19 protein-coding genes are annotated in these 19514 nt (G+C 71.8%); 10 read left to right on the forward strand and 9 right to left on the reverse strand.

Annotated elements, in window-relative coordinates; genetic code table 11:
- The first annotated feature begins 103 nt into the window (after positions 1–103).
- Together AB0C26_RS22560 and AB0C26_RS22565 are read left to right on the forward strand one after the other, a co-directional pair.
- Positions 104–445, forward strand: coding sequence for an ankyrin repeat domain-containing protein (locus AB0C26_RS22560; protein WP_360250586.1), 342 nt, complete (start codon positions 104–106; stop codon positions 443–445).
- Positions 445–1137, forward strand: a complete 693-nt coding sequence (locus AB0C26_RS22565) for a hypothetical protein (protein WP_360251638.1) — start codon at positions 445–447, stop codon at positions 1135–1137. Before AB0C26_RS22560 ends, AB0C26_RS22565 begins: the two co-directional genes overlap by 1 nt.
- A 10-nt stretch (positions 1138–1147) precedes the next feature.
- Here AB0C26_RS22565 and AB0C26_RS22570 read toward each other — a convergent pair whose 3' ends face one another.
- On the reverse strand, positions 1148–1999 hold the full coding sequence (locus AB0C26_RS22570) for a helix-turn-helix transcriptional regulator (protein WP_360250589.1): 852 nt from the start codon (positions 1997–1999) through the stop codon (positions 1148–1150).
- An 86-nt stretch (positions 2000–2085) separates the two neighbouring features.
- On the opposite strand from AB0C26_RS22570, the gene AB0C26_RS22575 reads away from it, so the two are divergent.
- Together AB0C26_RS22575 and AB0C26_RS22580 are read left to right on the forward strand one after the other, a co-directional pair.
- A complete protein-coding gene (locus AB0C26_RS22575) occupies positions 2086–2844 on the forward strand; it encodes an SDR family oxidoreductase (RefSeq protein ID WP_360250592.1) in 759 nt (252 codons plus the stop codon).
- 69 nt (positions 2845–2913) lie between these two features.
- Entirely contained in the window at positions 2914–3258 is a 345-nt protein-coding gene (locus AB0C26_RS22580; RefSeq protein WP_360250595.1) for a DUF2255 family protein, read from the forward strand.
- 28 nt (positions 3259–3286) lie between these two features.
- Here AB0C26_RS22580 and AB0C26_RS22585 read toward each other — a convergent pair whose 3' ends face one another.
- Positions 3287–3583: a hypothetical protein gene (locus AB0C26_RS22585; RefSeq protein WP_360250598.1), complete on the reverse strand. Its 297-nt coding sequence runs from the start codon at positions 3581–3583 to the stop codon at positions 3287–3289.
- 77 nt (positions 3584–3660) lie between these two features.
- Between AB0C26_RS22585 and AB0C26_RS22590 the strand changes: the two genes are divergently transcribed.
- A complete protein-coding gene (locus AB0C26_RS22590; RefSeq protein ID WP_360250601.1) occupies positions 3661–6855 on the forward strand; it encodes a BTAD domain-containing putative transcriptional regulator in 3195 nt (1064 codons plus the stop codon).
- An 8-nt stretch (positions 6856–6863) separates the two neighbouring features.
- Here the strand turns inward: AB0C26_RS22590 and AB0C26_RS22595 are convergent, their stop codons facing one another.
- From AB0C26_RS22595 to AB0C26_RS22610, 4 genes are all read right to left on the reverse strand, one after another.
- On the reverse strand, positions 6864–7676 hold the full coding sequence (locus tag AB0C26_RS22595) for an ABC transporter permease (protein WP_360250604.1): 813 nt from the start codon (positions 7674–7676) through the stop codon (positions 6864–6866).
- The gene (locus AB0C26_RS22600) at positions 7673–8638 is read right to left on the reverse strand and encodes an ATP-binding cassette domain-containing protein (RefSeq protein ID WP_360250607.1); all 966 of its coding nucleotides are present in this window, start codon (positions 8636–8638) and stop codon (positions 7673–7675) included. Before AB0C26_RS22600 ends, AB0C26_RS22595 begins: the two co-directional genes overlap by 4 nt.
- A gap of 63 nt (positions 8639–8701) precedes the next feature.
- Complete coding sequence (locus tag AB0C26_RS22605; protein WP_360250610.1) at positions 8702–9823, reverse strand: 5-methyltetrahydropteroyltriglutamate--homocysteine S-methyltransferase; 1122 nt, start codon at positions 9821–9823, stop codon at positions 8702–8704.
- A gap of 69 nt (positions 9824–9892) precedes the next feature.
- Entirely contained in the window at positions 9893–10471 is a 579-nt protein-coding gene (locus AB0C26_RS22610) for an RICIN domain-containing protein (protein WP_360250613.1), read from the reverse strand.
- A 476-nt stretch (positions 10472–10947) separates the two neighbouring features.
- On the opposite strand from AB0C26_RS22610, the gene AB0C26_RS22615 reads away from it, so the two are divergent.
- Positions 10948–12087, forward strand: coding sequence for a zinc-dependent alcohol dehydrogenase (locus AB0C26_RS22615; protein ID WP_360250616.1), 1140 nt, complete (start codon positions 10948–10950; stop codon positions 12085–12087).
- A 10-nt stretch (positions 12088–12097) separates the two neighbouring features.
- On the forward strand, positions 12098–12661 hold the full coding sequence (locus tag AB0C26_RS22620; RefSeq protein WP_360250619.1) for a hypothetical protein: 564 nt from the start codon (positions 12098–12100) through the stop codon (positions 12659–12661).
- 50 nt (positions 12662–12711) lie between these two features.
- Here the strand turns inward: AB0C26_RS22620 and AB0C26_RS22625 are convergent, their stop codons facing one another.
- Positions 12712–15552: a LuxR family transcriptional regulator gene (locus tag AB0C26_RS22625; RefSeq protein WP_360250622.1), complete on the reverse strand. Its 2841-nt coding sequence runs from the start codon at positions 15550–15552 to the stop codon at positions 12712–12714.
- A 108-nt stretch (positions 15553–15660) separates the two neighbouring features.
- On the opposite strand from AB0C26_RS22625, the gene AB0C26_RS22630 reads away from it, so the two are divergent.
- Genes AB0C26_RS22630 through lexA form a run of 3 tightly spaced genes read left to right on the forward strand, consistent with a single transcriptional unit; the run spans position 15661 to position 17365 of the window.
- A complete protein-coding gene (locus tag AB0C26_RS22630) occupies positions 15661–15921 on the forward strand; it encodes a DUF6412 domain-containing protein (RefSeq protein ID WP_360250625.1) in 261 nt (86 codons plus the stop codon).
- A 57-nt stretch (positions 15922–15978) separates the two neighbouring features.
- Entirely contained in the window at positions 15979–16737 is a 759-nt protein-coding gene (gene yidC / locus AB0C26_RS22635) for a membrane protein insertase YidC (protein WP_360250628.1), read from the forward strand.
- On the forward strand, positions 16724–17365 hold the full coding sequence (gene lexA / locus AB0C26_RS22640; protein WP_360250631.1) for a transcriptional repressor LexA: 642 nt from the start codon (positions 16724–16726) through the stop codon (positions 17363–17365). Before yidC ends, lexA begins: the two co-directional genes overlap by 14 nt.
- 3 nt (positions 17366–17368) lie before the next feature.
- Here the strand turns inward: lexA and AB0C26_RS22645 are convergent, their stop codons facing one another.
- The gene (locus AB0C26_RS22645; RefSeq protein ID WP_360250634.1) at positions 17369–17677 is read right to left on the reverse strand and encodes a hypothetical protein; all 309 of its coding nucleotides are present in this window, start codon (positions 17675–17677) and stop codon (positions 17369–17371) included.
- 457 nt (positions 17678–18134) lie between these two features.
- A complete protein-coding gene (locus AB0C26_RS22650; RefSeq protein ID WP_360250637.1) occupies positions 18135–18644 on the reverse strand; it encodes a hypothetical protein in 510 nt (169 codons plus the stop codon).
- Between the last annotated feature and the right edge of the window lie 870 nt (positions 18645–19514).

Below are 19514 nucleotides of genomic sequence, written 5' to 3' on the forward strand. Positions count from 1 at the left end.
GAACCGGCCTCGACCTGCCCCACCGCAACAGCGCCGAACGCGCCAGTTGCCGTTCCGATGCTCCTCAACCGCCATGTCGAAGGCGGCGTGTCATGATCCGGCCATGGAACCGGAAGTCATCGCGGCGGCGCGGGGCGGGGACGTGGCCGGGCTGCGGCGGTTGCTGGAAACCGATCCGGCGGCGGCCGGCGCTCGCGGGTGGATGGGTGAGACGGCGCTGCACGCGGCGGCCGCGTCCGGGGCCGCCGAGGCCGTGCGGATGCTGCTCGCGGCGGACGCCCCGGTGCGGGCCCGGCGCGACGCCCCCGAAGGCAAGGCGCGGGTGCTCCTGGAGGCGGGAGCGGAGGTCGACGCCCGCGACGGCTCCGGTCAGACGCCGAGGCGATCGTCGCGACCGAGCACATCGCCTTCCGCGACCTCGCCGTCCATCCGCATCGGCCCCTGATCGCGGTCGCCCCGGTCGGCGCCGGCGCCGAACTCCGCGCGGACTACCTCGCCACGCCGCGGCCGCTCACCGGGCTCGGCGACGTCACCGCCCTGGCGTTCTCCCCCGACGGCCGCCGGCTGGCCGCGGCCACCGACGACGAGCGGGTGGTCCTCTACGACCTGGCCGCCCGCCGGGTCACCGCCGGCGTCGAGGCCGGCGAGCGGAACGACTGCGTGGCCTTCTCCCCCGACGGCACCCTGCTCGCGTCGACGTGCTCGTTCCAGGCCGGCGCCCACGTCCGCCTCGACCGGGTCACGCCCGACGGTGGCCTGGAGCCCGTCACCGAGATCGAGGCCTTGGACGGCGACGAGATCCCGGCCGTGGTGTTCACCCCGGACGGCCGTCACCTGGTGATCTGGACCGGCCGGCACGACGTCCTCCTGATGGCCGACACCCGGGGCGCCGTGGTCTGGCAGCGCTCGGTCAACGCCACACGCATCCCACCGGCTCTCTCCTCCCGGCCGTGCCTGACTCCGGACGGCGAGACGATCGCGCTCGGCCTCGACGGCCTGCTCGTCCTGCTGGCGACGAGGGACGGCCGTACGCTCGCCGTGCTGCCCGTCGACGGCGGGGCCCGGTCGGTGGCGGCCGGCCCCGGCCCGCTGCTCGTCGGCACCAGCAGCGGTCTGCGAACGGTCACGCTTTCCTGAACGCGGCCGATCACCGCCGGGGCGCGGTGGCGCCGAACGGGTCGGAGCCCAAGACGCTCAGCAGGGCCAGCGCCTCGGCGTCGGGGGAACCCGCCGGGGCGCTGTAAAGGACCAGGTGCTGGTCGCTCTCCGTCAGGGCCAGGGAGTCGCAGTCGACGGTGACCTGGCCGACGACCGGGTGGTGGAAGGTCTTGGTGATCATCGGGGCGCCCTGCACGTCGTGGCGGTCCCACAGGCGGGCGAAGTCGGGGCTGCCGTCGCGCAGGTCCCGGACCAGGGCGGTCACCTCCGGGTCGGCCGGGTAGCGGGCCAGGGTGGCGCGGAGCTCCATCACCACGTGGTGGCGGAACTCGCTGACGTCGGAGACGCCGTAGAGCGCGCGGCCGGGGCTCAGGAACGCCTTGCGGGCCAGGTTGCGGCCGGCCGGGGCGAGCGCGCCGAAGTCCTCCATGAGGGCGGCGGCCAGGTCGTTCCAGGCCAGCACCTCGAAGGTCGCCGACGTCACGAACCCCGCGGTCCGCGGGAGGCGTTCGAGCAGGGCGAGGATGCTCGGGCGCACGTCGCGGCGGTGCCGGGCGGTACGGACGGGCGCGGTGCCGGCCAGCACGTGCAGGTGGCCGGATTCGGCGGTGGTCAGGCGCAGAGCGCTCGCGATACCGGCCAGCACCTCGGCCGACGGGCGCGGCGCCCGGCCCTGCTCGAGGCGCACGTAGTACTCGGTGGAGATGTGCGCGAGCACCGCCACCTCCTCGCGGCGCAGGCCGGGGGTTCGCCGGCGCGGGCCGGACGGAAGGTTCACGTCCTCGGGGCGGAGCCGCTCCCGGCGCGTACGAAGGAACGCTCCCAGCTCCTGCTTGTCCATGCCTCCAGTCTGCGCGCCGGGCGAGGGCGGAGCCTGGTACGGCTTGTGCCTGTCTCCGGGGCGCGAGCGCGGCGAGGCTTTCCGGCATGACAGACATGCTGACCGGCAAGGTCGTATTCATCACCGGCGCCAGCCGTGGCATCGGCGCGGCCGCGGCCCGCCTCTTCGCCCGGGAGGGCGCGGCCGTCGTCCTCGCCGCCCGGGGAACCGGGGCCCTGGAGAAAATCGTGGCCGAGATCCGCGGTGCGGGTGGCGCCGCCGACGCCGTAGCCCTGGACCTGGCCGATCCGGCGAGCATCCGCGCCGCCGTCGGCCGGGCCGGGGAACTGCACGGGCGGCTCGACGGCGCCTTCAACAACGGAGCGGCCATCCAGCAGCCCGGGCCGCTGGAGACCACCAGCGACGAGGACGTCGAGCGGCAGTTCGCGGTGAACTTCCGCGGCCACTGGACGGCCATGACCGCCGAGGCGGCCCTCATGCGGGCCGGCGGGGGCGGCGCGATCGTCAACACGTCCAGCATCGGCAGCCGGCGGGCCAACCCGGCCCTGCCCGCGTACGGGGCGATGAAGCGCGCCCTCGACAGCATCACCGAGACGGCGGCGGTCACGTGGGCCGCGCAGGGCATCCGGGTCAACGGCATCACGCCCGGCGGCACGGCCACCGAGATGATCGACGCGTGGGAGGCCGCCACACCGGGCATCGTCCAGCGCATCACCGCGACGACCCCGATGGGCCGGATGGCCGAGCCCCGCGAGATCGCCGAGGCGGCGTTGTGGCTGCTCAGCGACCGCGCCTCATGGGTCACCGGCGCCGTCCTCCCGGTCGACGGCGGCGCGGGCGCCTGACACCCCGGCCCGGGCCGGCCAGTGCTCGGCCCTGGGGCGCGGCGCCAATTTCCGCGCCAGGGTCGAGTCATGTGGTCATCCGAAGAAGCAGCCGTCCTCGCCGCGAGCCCGTCGCTGATGCTGAGCGTCGGCCCGGCCCGGCGCGAGGGCGTCGAACTGGGCATGGTCGTCATGAACGGCGATTTGTACGTACGCGCGTTCCGGGGCCGCCGATCGGCCTGGTTCCGGGCCGCCCTCAGCGACCCGCGCGGGCACATCGCGGCCGGCGGCCTCGACCGCGACGTCCTCCTGTCAGCCGAGCCGGGCCCCGCCGAGGCGCTGGACGCCGCCTACCGCGCCAAGTACGGCGCCAACGCGGCCCTGGTCACCGGCCCGTCGGCCCAGGACGACACCCTGCGCGTCGAGCCGGCGTGATCCCGGCCCGGCTCGGGCACCGGCCGGCTCAGGTGGGCCGGTCCGCTCGCCATTGCAGGTCGCTGGGCTCCGGTTGCCGGCCGGTGAGGTGAGTGAGGAGGGCGCGCAGGGCCGCGCGGTCCCGGGCGACAGCTGCGAGGCCACCGCCGGCCCCCGCGTGTTCGCGCAGGAAGTCGGCTGCCGCCAGGGTGGCGTTCGGCGCCAGGACGTCGTCGATGTGGTCCTGCATGTAGGTGAGGACCTCGTCGGGTACGCCGCCGCGTTCGTACGCGTCCTCGGTCAGCAACCACGCCGCCAGCGCGCGGAGCGCTTCGTCGGGATTCACTCACCCATCGTGGCAGCGGCGGGCACCGGGCGAGGGTGGGTTTGGGGACACGTGCGCCCGCGCGAGAGGATCGGGGTGTGGATCTGCGCGTGACGCTGCTCGGCGACTTCGAGGTGGCCGTCGGTGGTGCCGCCGTGCCCGTTCCCGGGGCGCGCCTGCGAGGGCTGCTGGTCCGGCTGGCTCTGGCCGGTGGGCGGCCCGTGGCGCCCGGCGCTCTGGTCGGGGCGCTCTGGGCCGAGGAACAGCCGGGTGACCCGGCGAACGCCCTCCAGTCGCTGGTGTCGCGGCTGCGGCGGCTGCTCGGGGACGCCGAGTCGGTGACGCAGGCGCAGGGCGGCTACCGGCTCGCGGTCACCGACGACGATGTGGACGCGCTGCGCTTCGAGCGGCTGGCCGCCGAGGGGCGTGACGCGCTGCGGGCCGGTGATCCGGCGGCGGCCGCCACGTTCCTGGCCGAGGCCGTCGAGCTCTGGGGTGACCCGGCCGCCGTCGGCTCGGTCGCGCCGGCCGCCGCGACCCGGCTGGCGCAGGTCGCGCGGGAGGCGGCCGCCGGCCTGGCCGAGGCGGAGCTGCGAACCGGACGGCCCGAGGCCGCGGCGGCCCGGTTGACCGCGCTGCTGGCCGAGGATCCGGTGCACGAGCGGGCGGCCGTGCTGCTCATGGAGACGCTCGCGGCGCGGGGACGGCCGGCCGAGGGGCTGGCCGTCTACGAGCGGATCCGGGAGGCGCTGGCCGAGCGGCTGGGTGTCGATCCGGGCGCCTCCCTGCAGGAGGCGCACGTGCGGCTGCTGCGGGGGCAGCCGGAGGCGCGGGCCGAGGCCGAGGGGAACCTGCCGGCGCCGCTGACCAGTTTCGTCGGGCGCGACGACGACCTCGCCCGGGTCGACACGCTGCTCACCAGCGGGCGGCTGGTCACCGTGGTCGGGCCCGGCGGGGCCGGCAAGACGCGGCTGGCGGTCGAGGCGGCCCGGCGGCGCCGGCACGAGTACCGGGACGGGGCCTGGCTGGTCGATCTGTCGTCGGTCACCGAGCCGTCGAAGGTGGGCGCGGCCGTGCTCGCCTCGATCGGGTTGCGCGGGTCGGCGCTGTTCGACGCCCGGCTGCGGGCCGAGGGCGACGAGCTCGACGTGCTGGCCGACCAGCTCAACGGGCGGGAGAGCCTGCTCGTCGTGGACAACTGCGAGCATCTGATCGACGCCGTCGCGCGTCTGCTGGCGGCGCTGCTGCCGCGCGCGGCCGGGTTGCGGGTGCTGGCGACCAGCCGGGAGGCGCTGGCCATCGACGGTGAGGCGCTGGCGCCGCTCGGGCCGCTGGCCCTGCCCGAGCCGGGGGCCGACGTCGCCCAGGCGCGCCGGGCGGCGTCGGTGCGGTTGTTCACGGAGCGGGCCGGCGCCGTACGGCCGGGGTTCGACGTCGACGATCAGACGCTGGGCGGGATCCTCGAGGTGGTGCGCCGGCTCGACGGCATGCCGCTGGCGCTGGAGCTGGCGGCGGCCCGGTTGCGGACGATGTCGCTGGCCGAGCTGGCCGCCGGGCTCTCCGACCGGTTCCGGCTGCTGACCACCGGCAGCCGGGCGGCGATGCCGCGGCACCGCACGCTGCGCGCGGTCATCGCGTGGAGCTGGGACCTGCTGAGCGAGCACGAGCGTACGGTCGCCGAACGGATCTCGATCCTGCCCGGCGGTGTCACGCCGGCCTCGGCCGCCGCGATCTGCGCCGGCACCGCGGTGCCCCCGGCCGAGATTCCCGACCTGCTGGCCGCCCTGGTCGACAAGTCACTGCTGCGGCTGGCGCCGGAGGACGGCCGCTACCGCATGCTCGAGACGCTGCGTGAGTACGGCATCGAGCAGGGCACCCTGGGTGACGCGCGCGACCTCGCGGCCCGTTACCTGGCCGGCCTGATCGCCCGCAACGACCCGCGACTGCGCGGCCCGGAACAGCTCGACGCGATGCGGGAGATCCGCGCCGAGTACGACAACACCCTGGCCGCCCTGCGCCACTTCTGCGACAGCGGCGACGCGGCCGCCGCGGTCTCCCTGGCGCTGGATCTGACCTGGTACTGGCAGATGTTCGGCCGGCACACGGACGCGGTCTACTGGATCGGCGAGGCGCTGGCCCTGCCGGCCGGCGGTCACACACTCGAACGCGACACGGCCGAGGCGATCCTGCTGCTCAACCGGGCGAGCGCGCAGAACGAGATCTTCGGCGACATCCTCGAGCACCGCCGCGACGAGCTGCGGGAGCTGGCCGGCCGCCTCACCGCCTACCCGCAGCTGCCGGGGCTGGCCGGTCCGCTGACCGCCATCACGCTGGCCTGGCTGCGGGAGAACGACGCCTCGCTGGCCCTGCTCGGGCGGCTCATCGACGGGCCCGACGAGTGGCTGGGCGCCCTGGCCCGGGTGTTCCGGGCCCAGATCGCCGAGAACGAGGGGCAGCTCGACCAGGTACGCGAGGACGTGACGGCGGCCCTGGCCGCGTTCGGCCGGATCGGCGACCGCTGGGGGCTGGCCACCGTGCTGCCGACCCGGGCCATGATGCGGCAGTACGCCGGTGACCTGCAGGGAGCGCTGGACGACCTGCGCCGGGCCCGTGCGGTGGCCCGCGAGTTCGGCTCGCTCAGCCTCACCGACGAGATCTTCATCGACCTGCGCTGGATCGACCTCAACATGCGGCTGGGCGAGAACGAGCTGGCCATCGCGATGGCCGAGGAGGTGCGCGACCGCGCCCGGCGCGCGGTCTCGCCGGAGTTCCTCATCCTCATCAACGCGCTCGAGGCGGGCATGTGGGTGCGGCTGGGTGACCTCGACCGGGCGCGGGTGCTGCTCGAACACGCCGAGAAGGAGATGGGCGAGCGGTACATGTACGGCGGTGACCACGGCCGGGCCATCGTGGGTTCCGTGCGGGCCGGGCTCTGCCTCGAGCTGGGTGATCCGGCCGGCGCCGAGAAGGCTCTGGCCGGGGCGTACGCGGCGGCGCTGGAGTCGCGTGACATGCCGTTGATGTCGCTGGTGGCGGTCGGTGCGGCCGCCCTGGCCGGCGCGTACGGGCGGGCGGGTGAGATGGCCGTGATGCTGGGCGCGGCGGCCCGGCTGCGCGGCGCCCACGACCACACCGATCCGCAGATCGCGAAGCTGAGCCGCGAGGGCCGGCTGGCGCTCGGCGGGGACGCCTTCGACGAGGCGTACGGGAAAGGATGGAACCTGGACGGAAAGACGGCCCTGACCCGGGTCGACCCCGCCCGGCTCAGCCGGGCGGGGATCGAGAAAGCGTGACCGGGTGACTAGGCGCGGCGCGAGTAGCCGCGCAGGGCGAGCGGGACGAAGACGACGAGCAGAGCGGCCATCCAGGCCAGCGTCGCCCACAGGTGGGAGGCGACCGGGCCGCCGAGCAGCAGCCCGCGGATGGTCGAGACCAGCGGCGTGATCGGGTTGACGTTCACGAACCACTGGAGCCAGCCGGGCAGCGTGTCGGCCGGGACGAAGACGTTGCTGCCGAACGACAACGGGAAGACGATCAGGAACATCAGTCCCTGTACGGCGCCCGGGGTGCGCACGAGCATGCCGACCCACACCGAGATCCAGCAGAAGCACAGCCCGAAGCCGACCGCGAGCGCCACCGCGGCGACCGCCGGAAGGAACCCGGTCTGCACCCGGAAGCCCATGATCATGCCGAAGCCCAGCATCACCACGCAGACCGTCAGGTAGCGGATGATGTCGGCCCCGACCGCGCCGACCAGCGGCGCCGACCGGGCCACGGGCAGCGACCGGAACCGGTCGAACACGCCCTTCTCGATGTCGGCGTTGAGGTTCTGGCCGAGGGCGATGCCGCCCATGGCCAGCGACTGCGCGAGCATGCCGGGCAGCAGGACTTGGAGGTACTCGTCCCGGTGGCCCCCGGAGATGGCCCCGCCGAACAGGTACGTGAACAGCAGCAGGAAGATCACCGGCTGCAGGGTCACGTCGATCAGGGCCTCGGGCGTCCGCATCGTCTTGATCAAACTTCGGCGCGCGAGCGCGACGCTGTGCCGGGCGAGCGCGGCGAGCGAGCCCCCACGCGGCGAGTCGCTGACGGTGCCCAGAGTCAAGGTGGTCATACCAGCTCTTCTTTCTTGGTGGTGAGGGTGTGGAAGACCTCGTCGAGGCTGGGCAGGTGCAGGCCGAAGTCGTTGAGTTCGATGCCGGCCTCGCGCAGGGCCGGGACGACGTCGAGCAGCGCGGTGTCGTCGGCGACGGGCACGCTGACCGCGCCCGGACGGGCCCCGGCCGAGCCGTCGGCGCTGGCCGTCGCGCCGGGCGCGGCCACCTTGTCGAGCACCCGGAGCACATCCGGAACGCGCGACGGGTCGGCCGGGCGTACGCGCAGGGTCAGGCCGCCGACGAGCCGCTTGAGCCCGTCCGGGGTGTCGTGCGCGATCACGTGCCCCTTGTTGATCACCACGATCTCGTCGGCGAGGGCGTCCGCCTCCTCCAGGTACTGCGTGGTCAGCAGGACGCTGGCGCCCTGGGTGACCTGGCTGCGCACGACGCCCCACATGTCCTCGCGCTTGGCCGGGTCGAGGCCGGTGGTCGGCTCGTCCAGGAAGATCACCTCAGGGTGACCGACCAGGCTGGCCGCGAGGTCGAGACGGCGCCGCATGCCGCCCGAGTAGGTCTTGGCCATCCGCCCCGCGGCCTCGGACAGGTCGAACCACTCGAGAAGCTCGACCGCCCGGCGCTTGGCTTCCCTGGTCGGCAGGTCGAGCAGCTGGCCGATCAGCACCAGGTTCTGGGTGCCGGTCAGATCCTCGTCGACACTGGCGTACTGCCCGGTCAGGCCGATCCGCCGGCGGACCCGCTGCGGCTCGCGCAGCACGTCGATGCCGGCCACCTCCGCATGGCCGGAATCCGGGCGCAGCAGGGTGGCCAGGACCCGTACGGCCGTGGTCTTGCCCGCGCCGTTGGGCCCGAGGACGCCGAGCACGGTGCCGCGGCGCATCGCCAGGTCCACCCCGTCGAGCGCCTGTGTCTTACCGAATCGCTTGCGGAGGCCTTCCGCACGCACCACGAAATCGCTCATGCCCCCGAGCGTCGCGCGGCGCGCTGACACCGCGCGCACACGGCGCTGACACGAGCCTGACGGTCACCCCCAGACCTCGTCAGCGGTCTCGGCGATCAGCCGGAGCTTGGCGACTTCTTCCTCGTACGACAGGGAATTGCCCTCGACCGTCGAGGAGAACCCGCACTGCGGCGACAGGCAGAGCTGGTCGAGCGGGATGTAGCGGGTGGCCTCGTCGATGCGGCGCTTCAGCGTGTCCTTCGACTCGAGCTCGCCGCGCTTGGTGGTGACCAGGCCCAGCACGACCATCTTGCCCGGCGGCACGAACCGCAGCGGGGCGAACGTGCCGGAGCGCTCATCGTCGTACTCGAGAAAGAAGCCGTCCACCGCGAGCTCGCTGAACAGCGCCTCGGCGACGAAGTCGTAGCCGCCCTCGGCCGCCCACGACGAGCGGAAGTTGCCCCGGCACATGTGCGTGGTGACGGCCAGGCCCGCCGGCCGCCCCTCGAGCGCGGCGTTGATCTGCCGGATGTACCGCAGGTGCTGATGCTCGGCGTCGTCCCCACGCTGAGTGAGCAGCTTGCGCTGCTCAGGGTCATTGAGGTACGCGAAACTGGTGTCGTCCAACTGCAGGTAGCGGCACCCCAGATCGGCGACGCGCTTGACCTGTTCCTTGTACGCCGCGGACAGATCCGTCCAGAACTGCTCCTCGTCCGGATAGACGGCCGGATCGATCGCGGCCCGGCCGCCCCGGTAGTGCACCATGCTCGGCGAGGGAATGGTCAGCTTGGCGGTCTGCCCCGCGTCCACCGTCTCCCTTAGGAACGTGAAGTCGTCGCCGAAGATGGTGTCGGTGAGCCGCACGGGCGCGTCGATCGCGAGCGCGGCCGACTCGAAGTCCAGCTCCCCGCCGGCGTTGCGGAAATGCACCTGGATCTTCTCGTCGGTCGGGCGCACCCCGCCGAGCCGGTAGATGAAGTCCATGTGCCACGACGTGCGCCGGAACTCGCCGTCGGTCGCCGTGCGCAGCCCGACATCGCGCTGCATGCGCACGACCTCGCGGATCGCGTCGTCCTCGACGGCCTTGAGCGCGCCCGCGTCGATCTCGCCCACGGCCCGCCGCTCCCGCGCCTCCAGCAACCGCCGCGGCCGCAGCAGACTGCCGACGTGATCCGCCCGAAACGGCGGCGTGTCACGGAGTGTCATCGTCAGGTCCTCCCTCGGCGCGGCTTCCCGTCCCGCCAAGGTAACCCGTCGATCGATCTCTGGCGATGCCTAACGCTTGAACACGGGCAGGTAGTAGGTCTGCGCGACCGTACTGTTGCAATCGAAGATCCACTGCTGAACACCCGGATCACGGGACACGTACGGCACGTCCAGGCATTTGAAGCCTTTCTTCTGCCCGTCCGAGAGCATGCTCAGCAACTGGTACTCGGCCCTGTCGGCGTTGCGGTAGCGCGGCATCCAGAGCTGGGCGTTGTTGCCGTCGCAGCGCCACTGCCAGATTTTCGTACGGCTGGCCGCGTTCCCCCACTGCACGTCCAGGCACTTGCCGCTGTGCTTGTTCATCCAGACGTAGCAGGGCATCTGGGTGATGCTGATGAACGGCGAGCAGAACTTCACGAACAGCGGACGCCACTGCTGATTGGCGGCCCCGTTGCAGGGCCACTGCACCACCGCCCCACCGTCGGCGGTCGAGAACCCGTACACGTCGAGGCACAGATTGTTGGCCCGCGACCGGATCTCATAGAAGCCGTTGTCCCGGGGAACCACCGCCTGAGCCGAGCTGGGCACCGTCAGCGCGGCCACGACCAGCGCCACCACCATCGCGAGACGCTTCACAAATGTCACCATGGGACCCACCTAGACCGGCCGCGCGAACATGTGCCAGGGCACCGTAAGCCCCCACCCGGCCGGCGCGACATCCCCCGATAGCGGTCGCCGGACCCGCCATCCCACCACGAACCGGCAGGGGAAACCGCTGTCCGACGCGCGTCGAACGGCGCTGAACGGTGTTCCGGTCAGTGCGGAACGGCCCGCCGGATTGCCCGCGTCCGCCCGGATCGATGAGCTGAATCCGACCGATCCATCGGCAACTGCACCAAAGGCGAGTACGACGCGAAGCTGCCGGCCGGGAAGACCTCCGAGCCGGCCCGGGGACCGGGCTGGATCGCCCGCGAGTGGGGCGGCGACTGGACGGTCAAGCTCGTCTGACCCGGCGCCGGCCGGCCGGCTCATACCGGCCGGCCGGCGCGCAATCCGGCCGGGTGATCCCGTTTGCCGGCGATCGGAACGGGTAGCCGCATGTTCGCCAGTTCGAGGAGGCGCTGATGCGAGCGATGGTCTACCGCGGTCCGTACCGCGTACGGGTCGAGGAGAAGGACCGCCCGGTGATCGAGCACCCCAACGACGCGATCGTGCGGGTGACCCGGGCCGCCATCTGCGGATCCGACCTGCATCTGTACCACGGGATGATGCCGGACACCCGGGTCGGGATGACGTTCGGGCACGAGTTCGTCGGTGTGGTCGACGAGGTCGGCCCGTCGGTGCAGCGGCTTCAGCCGGGCGACCGGGTGATGGTGCCGTTCAACGTCTTCTGCGGCACCTGTTTCTTCTGCGCCCGCGGCTTGTACTCCAACTGTCACAACGTCAACCCGAACGCGACAGCGGTCGGCGGCATCTACGGCTACTCGCACACGTGCGGCGGCTACGACGGCGGGCAGGCCGAGTACGTACGGGTGCCGTTCGCCGACGTCGGGCCGAGCCCCATCCCCGACTGGATGGACGAGGACGACGCCGTGCTGCTCACCGACGCGCTGGCCACCGGATATTTCGGGGCCCAGCTCGGTGACATCGCCGAGGGTGACGTGGTGGTGGTCTTCGGCGCCGGGCCGGTCGGGCTGTTCGCCGCCAAGTCGGCCTGGCTGATGGGCGCCGGCCGAGTGATCGTCATCGATCACCTTGAGTACCGGCTGGAGAAGGCGCGGACCTTCGCCCACGCCGAGACGATCAATTTCACCGAGTACGACGACATCGTCGTACAGATGAAGAAGCTGACCGACCATCTGGGCGCGGACGTGGCGATCGACGCGGTCGGGGCCGAGGCCGACGGCAATCTGCTGCAGCATGTGACGGCGACCAAGCTGAAGTTGCAGGGCGGCTCGCCGGTCGCGCTGAACTGGGCCATCGACTCGGTACGCAAGGGCGGCACGATCTCGGTGATGGGCGCCTACGGGCCGATGTTCAGCCTGGTCAAGTTCGGCGACGCGATGAACAAGGGCCTGACCCTGCGGATGAACCAGTGCCCGGTGAAACGGCAGTGGCCGCGCCTGTTCGAGCACGTCCGCAACGGCTATCTGAAGCCGAGCGACATCGTCACGCACCGCATTCCGCTGGAGCACATCGCCGAGGGCTACCACATCTTCTCGGCGAAGCTCGACGGTTGCATCAAGCCGCTCATCGTCGCGTAGGAGACCCGCCATGGCATACACGCCGGACAAGCCGAAGCTCGCCGAGTCCTCCGACGAGTTGCGCGCCCGCATTCCGGGCTGGGGCGCCGACCTGGATCCGAAGGACCGGCCCTCGGTGCCGCGGGAGGTCTTCGACCCGGATCTGAGCGGCGCCCACTGGGAGTTCCCGGAGCGGCAGCCGGAGAAATGGCCGCGGGAACGGTCGATCGAGCACAAATTCCTGACACCCGTTTTCGGTACGTCGTGCCCGCCCCGTGGCCTGTCCGGCGCGATCCGCCGGTACTCGTACGCGAAGTTCAGTGAGGGCCGGGCCGCGCACTGGTTGCTGCTGCTGGCCGCCGACCGGGTCGACGTGGCGGAGAGCCGGCTGCGCGCGCTGGCCGCCGGCCACCCGGACCGCTTGATCGCCGAGACCGGCGTGCGCAGCGAGCTTTCCCACCACGGCCTCGCCTCCCGCCGCGGCCAGGGCCGCGCCGACGTCGTCCATCACCCGCTGGATCCGATCGTCGTGGCCGCACCCTGGCTGATCGGCGCCGCCATCACGTACGCCCTGATCCGCCGGAAGCGCCGCTGACCGCCCCGCTCAGCCTCAGCCCGCCCACCCGGCCTCAGCCCCGCTCGGCCTCAGCCCAGCGCGGATGTCAGCTCGCGCCGCGACGCGATGCCGAGCTTCGCGTAGATCTTGCGCAGGTGCCATTCGACGGTGCGCGGGCTGAGGAACAGCGAACCCGCGATCTCGACGTTGGTGCGGCCACGCACGGCCTGGCCGGCGATCGCCGACTCCTGCGGGGTGAGGTTCTCGGCGGTACGGGGGTCGGCCACCTTCCGGACGATGGTGGCTCCGCCGCAGGCGGCCAGTTCGCGGCAGGCCCGCTCGGCGAAGCCGGCGGCGCCCATCGCGGTGAAGGCCTCGTACGCCGTCCGCAGGTGCCGCCGGGCCTCGGCCCGGCGGCCGGCCCGGCGCAGCCATTCGCCGAACAGCAGGCGGGCCCGGTGGCCCTCCAGCGCGGTCGCCGGCTCCGACAGTTCCTCGACCGCGACCCGGAAACTCTGCTCGTCGCCGTCGGTGAGGCCGTCCGCGAGCGCCCGCATGCCCCGCGACCACGGGGTGTCGACGGCCGCCGTCCGCTCCCGCAACGCCGCGCGGGCCGAGGCCGCGGCCGCCTGGTCGCCGGCGTGGACGGCCGCCTCGACCAGTTCGGCCAGCGGCCACTGGTGCAGCCCGAGGTCGGGGTGGCCGGCGCTCTCCCGGGCGGCCGCCAGCGCGGCCCGGTGGTCGCCGAGTCCGTTGTAGAGCACGGCTTTGGCGTACGTGGCCATCGTGTGGCGACGGCCGTCGTCCCCAGCGTCCGCGTCCCGCAGCTGTGCCTCGATGAGGTCGAGCGCGGCCCGTTCATGTCCCCGGTAGGCGGCCAGCACCAGGCCGGTCGGCTGCGTCACCGCGCCGCCGGTGTGCCGGACGGCCGCCTCGAGCTCGTCGAGAAGCCGCTCGGCGTCGGCGAAGCGACCGGCGTCCATCAGGCTCCGGGCTTGCAGGGCGAGCGCGGTCGGCAGGAGCGAGAGCGCACCGGTGTCGCGGGCGAAGGCGACGGCCCGCTCGCTCATCCGGTGGGCAAGGTCCATCCGGTGCAGCTCGTGCGCGACCGGCGAGGCCAGCCAGATCAGGCTCAGGTCGTCGGGCTCGGTCATCGCGTCGAGAGCCCGCGCCAGCAGCGGCAGGGCTTCCTCCCGCCCGTCGAGAACCCACGCCGTCAGCCCGGCCAGCAGCAGATCACGAAAGCTCGGCCCGTCGAGCTCGGCGCGAATTGCATCGAGACGGGCCGACCCGGCACCCAGCAAATCGCCGGCGCCGGCGCGCGCATCGCGGGCGGCGCCGGCGTCGTGGGCATCACGAGCGGCGCGGGCATCACCGGCATCGCGGGCGGCGCGGGCGGCTCGGCGCAGGTCGTCGAGGCCGCGCCGGCCCGCGTAGAGGGCCGCGCCGATCGCGGACAGGAACGTGTCACGGGCGGCCACCGGGTCCAGGTCGCGCAGGCGGATCGCGGCCGCCAGCAACGCCGGGCCGGACTCGCGGCCGTGGGTGACCGCGAACGCCACCTGCGCCCGCAGCCGTTCCACGCGGGCCCGGTCGAGGTCGCTCAGCGGGCCGATCTCCGCCGCCGCCAGCAGGTCCGGCACCTGGGCGTACGAGCCGGCGTGCGCCCTCGTCACGGCCGCGTCGACCAGCAGCCCACCCCGCCGCCGCTGGTCGCGGGTCAGCTCGGCCGCCCGTTCCAGGAAGGCCGCGGCCGCCGACCGTCCGCCGCGCGCCAGGGCCCGGCCCGCCGACCGTTCCAGCTCGGCCGCCACCTCCTGGTCCGGCCCGGCCGTGGCGTGCGCCCGGTGCCAGGCCCGGCGGTCCGGGTCGCGGTCGCCGTCGGTCGCCTCGGCCAGGGCACGGTGCACCTCGCGCAGCGCGGCCGCGTCGGCCGACCGCCAGGCCGCCGAGCGGACCAGCGGATGCGCGAACCGTACGGCCGTACCGATCTCGACCAGCCCGTCGATCTCGGCCGGCGCCACCGCCTCCGGGGAGAGACCGAGCCGGTCCAGGGCGCGGCGCAGCAGCAGCACGTCGCCGACCGGCTCCACCGCCGCCGTGACCAGCGCCATCCGGGCCGCCGCGGGCAGGGCCACGATCCGGCGGCGGAAACCCGCCTCGACCCGGCCCTCCAGCGGCGCCGCGCCGCCGCCACCGAAGCCGAAGGCCAGCTCAGCCGCCGACAGACCCCTGGTCAGTTCCAGCAGGGCCAGCGGGTTGCCGCGCGTCTCGGCCAGAATCCGGTCACGGACGCGGGCGTCGACCGGCCCGGTCAGCACGGAGTCCAGCAGCGCCCCGGCCTCGGTCTCGGACAGCCCGCCGACCTTGATCTCGGGCAGGTCGGTGAGGATCGGCTCCGGGGCCGGGTCGCGAGCGCCGAAGACCAGCGCCACCGGCTCCGTGGTCAGCCGCCGGGCCACGAAGGCCAGGATGAGCCCGGACAGCCGGTCGAGCCACTGCACGTCGTCGACCAGGGCGACCACCGGCCGGCCGTGGGCGCTGAGCAGCCCCAGCGTCGCCATGCCGAGAACCAGCAGCTCCGGCGTCTCCCCCACGCTCAGTCCGACGGCCACGCGCAGCGCCGCCCGCTGCGGCTCCGGGAGCCGGTCGAGCTCGCCGATCAGCGGCGCGCACAGCCGTTGCAGCGCCGAGTAGGCGATCTCCGACTCCGACTCGACCCCGGCGGTCCGCAGCACCCGGACGTCGCCGTCGCGTTCCGCCTCGCCGTCCAGGTATTTCAGCAGTGCCGTCTTGCCCGTGCCCGCCTCGCCTCGTAGCACCAGCGCCCGGCTGCGCCCGTCCCGCACCTCCCGCAGCACGCGGTCGAGCTCGTGCTGCTCCCGCTGTCGGCCGCGCAGCTCGCGACCGGCCGTGTTGACCAGCATCATGTGAACATCCTCGGCACCGCGACCGTTCCGCACATCGCGGCCAGCCCGACTCCCCACTACCGGCTAACCGGTAGTGGGGTGTTGCGCCGCCGAGCTAGCGTGGTCCCCGTGATCTGGTCGGTGGCCCTGTGGCACCTGATCGGCGCGCTGACCGACGTCGGCCCGGCCGGTCTGGTCGTCGGCGCGCTGCTGGTCGCCGTGCTGGCGGGCGTCGCCGCCGCCACCCACCGCTCGCCGGTGGGCGAGCCGCTGGTCACGCCCGGGGTGTTGCGGCAGCGCGCCGCCCGCATCCTGCCCCGCCATCGCGACCCCGACGCTCCGGGTCGTACCCGCCCTCGAGGACCGACACGGCCGCTCCCGGCCGTGTGAGTCGCACGGCCGCTCGGTGATTTCCACCCTGTCCGGTCGTCCCTCGAGGAGTTCTTCATGTCCGCCGTCTATTCGGCGATCTCCGCCGTGCTCTTGTTCTGGCACGCGCTGTGGGAGCGCGTGCTGTCCAGCCCCGACTGGCCGTGGGTTCTGGGCATCGTCTTTCTCGTCCTGACCATCCGCCTGTTCCTGCTGCCGCTCGCCGTGCGGCAGGTGAAGTCGCAGCGCGCCCTGCAGGCCCTGCAACCGCGGATCAGGGAGCTGGGGAACGATCCGGCCGCCGTGGCCGACCTCTACCGGTCCGAGAAGGTCAACCCGTTCGCCGGTTTCCTGCCCCTGCTGATCCAGTTCCCGGTCTTCATCGGCCTCCTGCACGTGCTGCGCCACATCAGGCCGGGGTCGACGACGGCCACACTGTACGGCTGGACGCAGACCCAGTTCGACAGCGCCGCGCACGCCGAGCTGCTCGGCGCGCCCATCGCCGCCACCTTCAGCCACCATCTCGGCGCGCCCGGCCTCACCGTCCAGCTGGTCACGGCGGCCCTGATCGCTGTCATGATCGTCACGACCTACCTGTCCACCCGCCAGGCCGTCCAGGGCGACGGGCTGATTCAACGGCTCATGCTGTACGGCGTACCGGCCTCCCTGCTGGTCTCCGGCGCCATCTTCCCGATCGGGGTGATCGTCTACTGGGTGACGCAGAACCTGTTCGGCCTGGCCCAGCAGGCCTGGATCCGGCGCCGCTACCCGGTACCCGGCGAGCCGCCTCGCGGCCCCGGCGGCGATAAGGCAAGATCACAGGGTGCTACCGGATGAGGCTCTCGACACGTCGACATTGAACGAGCGGCAACGCCAGATCCTCTCCGTGATCCAGAAGTGGGCGCTGCGGCACGGCTACTCCCCCTCGACACGCGAGATCGCCGACGCGATCGGCGTGGCCTCGACCTCGACGGTCAGCCGCCACCTGCGCGTCCTGGAGGAGTACGGTTTCCTGCGCCGCGGCCGCTCGACCCGCCCGGTCGACGTCCGCATGTTCCTGCAGCCGGTGCCGCACCAGCGAAGCGAGCCGACCACGGTGGGCGTGCCGGTGCTGGGCGACATCGCCGCCGGCACCCCCATCCTGGCCGAGCAGACTTCCGACGAGGTGCTGCCGCTCCCCCGCGACCTGGTGGGCCGCGGCACCTTGTTCGGCCTCCGCGTCCGAGGCGACTCGATGATCGACGCCGCCATCTGCGACGGCGACCTGGTGATCGTGAAGCAACAGCAGGAGGCCTACAACGGCGACATCGTAGCCGCCATGATCGACGACGAGGCCACCGTCAAGGTCTACCGCCGCCGCGCGGGCCACGTGATCCTCGAACCCCGAAACCCGTCCTACGCCAACATCAACGGCGACCACGCGGTGATCCTCGGCAAGGTCGTCTCAGTCCTGCGCCGCACCTAGCGCTCAGGACCAGAACACCTCGACACGGGAAGCGTCGTTCCGGTCGATGACGCACCGGAACTCAGTGGTTCCGGCGCCGACCCGACCAGCCTCGACAGAGTTCAGCGAGTCCCGGACCGTGGCCTCGTACCCGGCGCCGTCCGACGGCTGCACCCGCAGCTCGAACTCGTAGACCGTGTCGTCGTTGATGATGGATCCGGTGTCCTGGACCGACAGCACGGCCGCGGTACACGCACGGCCGTCGCGGATCTCTTCATCGCTGAGGTGGTCGAGACCTATCGCCGTGTAGACCAGCCAAGCGATTCCGCCCACGCATCCGAGAACACCGATGACGCCCGTGCCGATCAAAATCGGAAGCCATTTCCGCCGCCCTGCACTCACCTGCGACACCGATAAAGACCTTTCACCTCGCCACTTGGACGGCCGAAGCATAGGCGATCGCATGAACCCGATTCACGGCGCCCACGCAGGAAGCGTTCTCCCCCACTGCCACCGAAACGGATCACGACGCGAATACATTTGATTCTGTACAAGAACTGAATAGCGGGTGTCCTTGTCGTGAAGATGCGCGAATGTCGAATCGCCCGAGAAAGCACGTCGTAGCCGAAACCATCCGGCGCCGGGCTTACACAGCGGCGCTCTCACGTTGGACTTTCCACCCACGAACACGTCCACTTACCCACCCGCGATCGCCTGCCCCGCGGGCACAACCGGCCGAGGGCCGGCCGGAACGAGACCGATCTTCACCTCACAACCCTGATCAACATCTTCAAGTGGCGCCACCGACCTCGAACCTCTTCGCGGCATTCTTCAGGTACGCTACCCGCTCCGACATGCCGCGCAAGGAAGTATCCGCAATGTCTATGTGCATCAGGTAGGCGATTCGAGAAATTCTGGTATTGGCTTCGTCCAGCATTCTGAAAGCCTCCTGATCGTCGGGTATGGCGTCCAGCGCAAGGAGGCACGTCATCAGCTCTTGAGCTTCCGTCGCGATGAATCCGCCAGAAACAACCGCTATTTCCGGTACGAGCGAATACATCTTTCCTGAGGCGGCGAGTACGGCTTCTTCGCCATGCCTGCGTGCGTCCTGCATATCGTCGACGGCCTGCAGATACCTGGCGTAGAGGATCTGGCGCGCCTGTCTGATCGATTGTTGAGCGGCGGACTGTGCCGCCTCCCTCTGAACGCGACTACTGATGCGAGCTGCGGTGATCGTCCCCGCAATACCGGCGACACCCACGATTCCCGTGACTACAGGCCCGACCCATTCGTATGCCACAGATCCAATCTCCTTTGATGACGAAAGGCGCGGATGATGCCAGCTCCGCGCGGACCCACTCCGTTGGCTCCCGCTCGTCAGCGAGTGCCAAGAATCGAGCATCGTCGCCATCGCGCAGCCGCCGGATGGTTGTCTTCGGAACGGCTTCGTACAGAGTCGACGACGCCCTACTGAATACCCTAGCTGTGCAGCTAGCGCACTTGCGGACAGTTCATGCGCGCGTCAAGGCGACCGAGATACCCGATGAAGGGTCTATCTTGCCCGGTTTCAAAGTGCCGTCGCTGATGCGTTCAGAACTGCGCGCTCCAGTGTCACTGGTACTGGACGGTCGGCAAATTGTGAGCGGCACCTCCGCCACCCCGCCACCGTGCGTCACCGGTGGCGTGGTCGACGACAGCTGAGCCGGCTCCCGCCTATCAGCGGCGCCAGAAGCCACGGCGAAGCTCACCAACAGCCGATGACCAACCCCGACGGTACGGACCGATCGTCGAATGTCGCCCGTCCCGCGATCCCCCCTATCGCCGGACCACTCCCACACCCGAAAACATCACCTGACCCACGCAACCCCTTTTCTTGGACCTGCCCACCAAGCCCGCGCAACCGGCCTGGAATTGCCGCGCAACCCACCACCAAGCAGGCCCGCGTGACCGAATCCCACCCCCGACCCCAGCGCGGCAGCGAACCCCACCCACCACCGCACCGCAAGGTGACCGCAAACCTCTCCCCGCGCCCAGCAGTCAGCAACCCACCACCTGGCAGTTACCTACTCCCATGCAAGGCCGAGGGGAGGGGGTGCCACAAAAGAGCCGTCAAGCGGCGGGCGGCGGATTGTCAACGCCTCCGCGCGGCGGGCGCGTCGGGCAACCGCGC

This window comes from Actinoplanes sp. NPDC048796, assembly GCF_040650035.1.
Classification (GTDB): Bacteria; Actinomycetota; Actinomycetes; order Mycobacteriales; family Micromonosporaceae; genus Actinoplanes.